Source organism: Staphylococcus simulans, from assembly GCF_002902285.1.
Lineage (GTDB): Bacteria > Bacillota > Bacilli > Staphylococcales > Staphylococcaceae > Staphylococcus > Staphylococcus simulans.
The window spans coordinates 1-357 of sequence record NZ_PPRU01000074.1 but is presented as its reverse complement, the minus strand read 5'-3'; the positions used below and the strand labels follow the sequence as shown (position 1 = coordinate 357).

The following is a 357-nucleotide window of genomic DNA, read 5'->3' as shown; positions in this document are numbered from 1 at the left end:
GTGTTAATGGTTCAACTAATTCTGTTGTCCACTTGCCGTCTGCATCTGCTTTTACTTCTGTTGTTTTACCGTCTGGCAACGTCAATGTCACTGTGCTCAGTGGTTCGCTTGTTCCGTTTACTACTTTAGCTCCCGCTTCAATCGCATCGATTGTTGGAGCCGCTGGTGCTGTTGTATCTTTCACAGTTTGTGTCGCTTCTGGTGATTTATTGTTCGCCACATCTGACGCAACTACTTTGATCACTGCGTTATGTGTTAATGATTCTGCCAATTCTGTTGTCCACTTGCCGTCTGCATCTGCTTTTACTTCTGTTGTTTTACCGTCTGGCAACGTCAATGTTACTGTGCTCAGTGGTT

1 protein-coding gene is annotated in these 357 nt (G+C 44.8%); it reads right to left on the bottom strand.

Translation table 11 applies throughout. The features are described from left to right. Positions 1 to 357 (bottom strand): Ig-like domain-containing protein (locus CD112_RS13675; RefSeq protein ID WP_180991562.1); only part of this gene is annotated, 357 nt, incomplete at both ends.